The organism is Micromonospora sp. NPDC049580, assembly GCF_040675595.1.
Taxonomy (GTDB): Bacteria; Actinomycetota; Actinomycetes; order Mycobacteriales; family Micromonosporaceae; genus Micromonospora.
Window position 1 is genome coordinate 1 of sequence record NZ_JBFAPG010000511.1, and the last position, 4,321, is coordinate 4,321.

The following is a 4,321-nucleotide window of genomic DNA, read 5'->3' on the forward strand; positions in this document are numbered from 1 at the left end:
TCGATCCCGCACCGGACTCGCCCGAGGTCGTCCGGGACGACCTGCTCCGGCTGATCTTCACCTGCTGCCATCCGGCGCTGTCCCTGGACGCGCAGGTGGCCCTGGCGCTGCGCACCCTCGGCGGGCTGGCCACCGCCGAGGTGGCCCGCGCCCTGGTGGTGCCCGAGGCAACCATGGCCAAGCGGCTCACCCGGGCAAAACAGAAGATCACCCGGGCGGGCATCCCCTACCGTGTCCCGACGGCCGAGGAACTGCCGGGCCGGCTTGCCGGCGTCGCCGCCACCGTCTACCTGATCTTCAACGAGGGTTACACGGCCGGTGCCGGCGACGACCTGATCCGGGTCGGGCTGGCGGACGAGGGTCTCCGGTTGGCGCGGCTGCTGGTCGAGCTGATGCCGGACGAGCCGACCGTGCTCGGCCTGCTGGCCCTGCTCCTGTTGCAGGACTCCCGGCGGCTGGCCCGGGTCGACGACGGCGGCCGGCCGCTGCTCCTGGCCGAGCAGGACCGCTCGCACTGGGACCGGGCGGCGATCACCACCGGCGTCGCGCTGGTCGGTCAGGCGCTGCGCCGCACCCCGGACAATCCCGACCGGTACGTCGTCCAGGCCGCCATCGCCGCCTGCCACGCCCTCGCCCCGTCCTACGACCAGACGCCCTGGGACGCGGTGATCTCCTGGTACGACGTGCTGCTCACCGTGCACGACACACCTGTGGTGCGGCTGAACCGGGCGGCCGCCGTCGGCGAGCGGGACGGCCCGGCCGCCGGGCTGGCTCTGGTGGAAGCGATCGTCGGGCTGGACGGCTACCCGTGGTTCCACGCCACCCGCGGCGAGTTGCTGCACCGCCTCGGCCGAGCCGACGAGGCCGCCACGGCGTACCGGGCGGCGCTCGCACTGGACCTCAACGGCCCGCATTCGGCCCGGCTACGCGACCGGCTCGCCGAGTGTTGACAGGTCCGTGGCGCACGGGCCGGCAGCACCCAGACCCTGCGCGTGTGACGCCAATTTTCGGCTTGCCGGTGTCACGCGTCACAAGGTTCGGGGCGTGACGCCGGTCGCCTGACGCACATAGACGCCCGCCATCCGGCGTAGGCTCGTTTTCGTGACGATCGAGCACTCCGCGCCGACGACCGGCCAGGCAGCGCGTACCGCAACGGCCGCCCCCGAGGGGCGTCGCCTGCTGCGGATCGAGGCGCGCAACGCCGAGACGCCGATCGAGCGCAAACCGCCATGGATCAAGGTCAAGGCCAAGATGGGCCCGGAGTACACCCAGCTGCGCGGGCTCGTCTCGCGCGAGGGGCTGCACACCGTCTGCCAGGAGGCCGGCTGCCCCAACATCTACGAGTGTTGGGAAGACCGGGAGGCCACCTTCCTCATCGGCGGCGACCAGTGCACGCGGCGCTGCGACTTCTGCCAGATCGACACCGGCAAGCCGGCCGAGTTCGACGCCGACGAGCCGCGCCGGGTCGCCGAGTCGGTCGTCTCGATGGGCCTGCGGTACGCCACCATCACCGGCGTCGCCCGCGACGACCTGCCCGACGGCGGCGCCTGGCTGTACGCCGAGACCGTCCGGCAGATCCACGCCCTGCAGCCCGGCTGCGGCGTCGAACTGCTCATCCCCGACTTCAACGCCGTGCCCGAGCAGCTGGCCGAGGTCTTCGGCTCCCGGCCCGAGGTGCTGGCCCACAACGTGGAGACCGTGCCGCGCATCTTCAAGCGCATCCGGCCGGCGTTCCGCTACGACCGCTCGCTGGACGTGATCCGGCAGGCCCGCGCCGACGGCCTGGTCACCAAGAGCAACCTCATCCTGGGCATGGGCGAGGAGCGGGCCGAGATCTCCCAGGCGCTGCGCGACCTGCACGAGGCGGGCTGCGAGCTGATCACCATCACGCAGTACCTGCGCCCCTCCCCCCGGCACCACCCGGTGACCCGCTGGGTCAAGCCGGAGGAGTTCGTGGAGCTGCGCGAGGAGGCCGAGGAGATCGGCTTCGCCGGGGTGATGAGCGGGCCGCTGGTGCGCTCGTCGTACCGGGCCGGCCGGCTCTACAAGCAGGCGCTCGACGCCCGCGCCGCCACCCCGGTCGCCACCGCCGGCTGACCCGCCGACAGCGCCGCACGGGCCGTGCGGCGTCCGGGTGTCATGATCGTGCGATGACCGCCGGGGTACGCGAACAGCCGCGCGACGCGGGTCGACCGCGTCCGCGGCCCGGTTCGCGCCTCGGCCTGGTCGGCTGGCTCACCGCCCTGACAGTGCTCGCCGGGGTCGGCTACCGGCTCTGGTTGCTGGGCCACGCCACTCCCCCGACGAACAGCGACGAGGCCACCATGGGGCTGGCCGCGCTGCACATCGCCCGGGGCGAGGGTTTCCCGGTCTGGTTCTACGGTCAGCAGTACATGGGCACGCTGGAGGCGTACCTGGCCGCGCCGGTTTTCGCCCTGGCCGGCCCGTCCCTGTTCGGCCTGCGGCTGCCCACCCTGCTGCTGTACGCGCTGTTCCTGCTGCTGACCTGGCGGCTGACGCTGCGGCTGACCGGGGACCGCTGGTTCGCCCTGCTGGGGGTGGCGCTGCTGGCGCTCGGCGCCGACCGGGTGGTCAAGAACCAGTTGATCGCCGGCGGCGGCTACCCCGAGATGAACGCGGCCGGGGTGGCGCTCGCCCTGCTCGCCGTCGACCTGGCCGCCGGCCGGCCGGGGTGGCGACTCGTCCGCTGGGCGGTCTGGGGGTTCCTGGCCGGGCTGATGCTCTGGGTCGACCCGCTGGTGCTGCCGTACGTCGTGGCGACCGGGGCGGTGCTTGTCGGGTTCCGCCACCGGGAGCTGCGCGGGCGGGCCGGAGCGCTGCTCGGGGCGGCGGCCGTGCTGGGGGCTGCCCCGCTGCTGGGGCACAGCCTGCTGACCGGCCGCAACCCGCTGCACGCGGTGCTCGCCGCCGGCGGGGCGGACGCCACCGCGAGCTGGGCGGACCGGCTGCACGGCGGGCTGCTGCTCGGGCCGCCGCTCGGCATGGGGTTCTGCGGCCCCGGATCCTGCGCCACCTGGCAACTGTGGTGGGCGTACGCGCTGCCGGTGCTGCTGGTCGTCGCCGCCGGCACGGCCTGGCGGACGTTGCACCGCCCACCCGGCTCGGGCGGTGCGGACGGCTCACCTGGTACGGACGGTTCGGCGCCCCGGGTCGCGGCGGCCATGCGGCTGGCTCTCGTGCTGGCCGCGGTGGCCACCCTCGGCGCGTACACCCTGAGCAGTTCCTCCGGCCTCACTCCGGCGGAGAGTGCGCGCTACCTGTCCACCCTGCTCATCTCCGTGCCGGCGCTGCTCTGGCCGGTCTGGACGCTGGCCCGGCCTGGCCCCGGGTGGACGGCGGCCCGGCCGGCGGCGCTTGTCGTCCTCGTTGCCACGCTGCTCACCGCCGCCTACGCCACCGGTCAGGCGGCGCTGACGGCCCCGGCGACCCGGGCCGCCGAGGCCCGGCACGCCGAGCTGGTGGCCACGCTGCGCCACCTTGGCGTACGACACGTCCGCGCCGGCTACTGGACCTGCAACCGCCTCACCTTCGCGAGCGCCGAGGACGTCGTCTGCGCGGTCGTCGACGACACCCTGCGCCCCGGCTTCGACCGCTACCCCGCGTACCGCCGGGAGGTGGAGCGCGCGGCGGCGCCGGCCTGGGTCGCGCCGACCGGCTCGCCGCTGGCGGCCCGGCTCGACGAGCGGCTCGGCACCGACCCGGGCGACCTCGACCTGGTCACCCTCGACGGCTGGCGGATCTACCTGCCGCGCGGCTGAGGAGACCGCGGCGCCCTCAGCGGGGCTCGGCGGGCTCGGCGAGCAGGCCGAGACGGCGGGCCAGCGCGGCGGCCTCCCCGCGGTTGGTCACGTCGAGCTTGGCGATGATCCGGGAGACGTGCACGCTTGCCGTCTTCGGGGAGATGAACAACCGCTCGGCGATCCGGCTGTTGCTGTGCCCCTCGGCGACCAGCCGCAGCACCTCCCGTTCCCGGGACGTCAGCAGATCGGCCCCGGCCCCGCCGTTGCCCGTCCCCCGCAGGCCGACCCGCCGCGCCAGGGTGGCGGCCGTCTCGGCCAGCGGCGTCGCGCCCAGCCGCCGGGCGATCTGGGCCGCCTCGGTGACCGCCGCCGACACCTCGTCGCGCTCGCCCGCGGCGGCGGCGGCGGCCTCGGCCAGCGCCAGCAACGCCCGGCCGAGCGGGTACGGCTGCCCGTCGGTGCGCCACGCCTGCACCGCCGCCCGCCACGCCGGCAACGCCTCGTCGTCGGCCGCCAGCAGGGCGCTGACCTGGGCAGCGTGCGCCCGCGCGGCCGGGTGT

Annotated in this window: 4 protein-coding genes; 3 read left to right on the forward strand and 1 reads right to left on the reverse strand. The window is 74.9% G+C overall.

The window, feature by feature from the left end:
- From AB0J68_RS28060 to AB0J68_RS28070, 3 genes are all read left to right on the forward strand, one after another.
- Positions 1–950 (forward strand): DUF6596 domain-containing protein (locus AB0J68_RS28060; protein WP_363941386.1); only part of this gene is annotated, 950 nt, incomplete at its 5' end.
- A gap of 151 nt (positions 951–1,101) precedes the next feature.
- On the forward strand, positions 1,102–2,097 hold the full coding sequence (lipA, locus tag AB0J68_RS28065; RefSeq protein ID WP_354861387.1) for a lipoyl synthase: 996 nt from the start codon (positions 1,102–1,104) through the stop codon (positions 2,095–2,097).
- Positions 2,098–2,150: 53 nt separating this feature from the next.
- The gene (locus AB0J68_RS28070; protein WP_363941389.1) at positions 2,151–3,779 is read left to right on the forward strand and encodes a hypothetical protein; all 1,629 of its coding nucleotides are present in this window, start codon (positions 2,151–2,153) and stop codon (positions 3,777–3,779) included.
- Positions 3,780–3,795: 16 nt separating this feature from the next.
- Here the strand turns inward: AB0J68_RS28070 and AB0J68_RS28075 are convergent.
- On the reverse strand, positions 3,796–4,321 hold a 526-nt coding region (locus AB0J68_RS28075; RefSeq protein WP_363941392.1), incomplete at its 5' end, for a response regulator transcription factor.

Coding starts and splice junctions, on each gene's coding strand:
- AB0J68_RS28070 (WP_363941389.1), top strand. CDS start 2,151: ATGACCGCCGGGGTACGCGAACAGCCGCGCGACGCGGGTCGACCGCGT.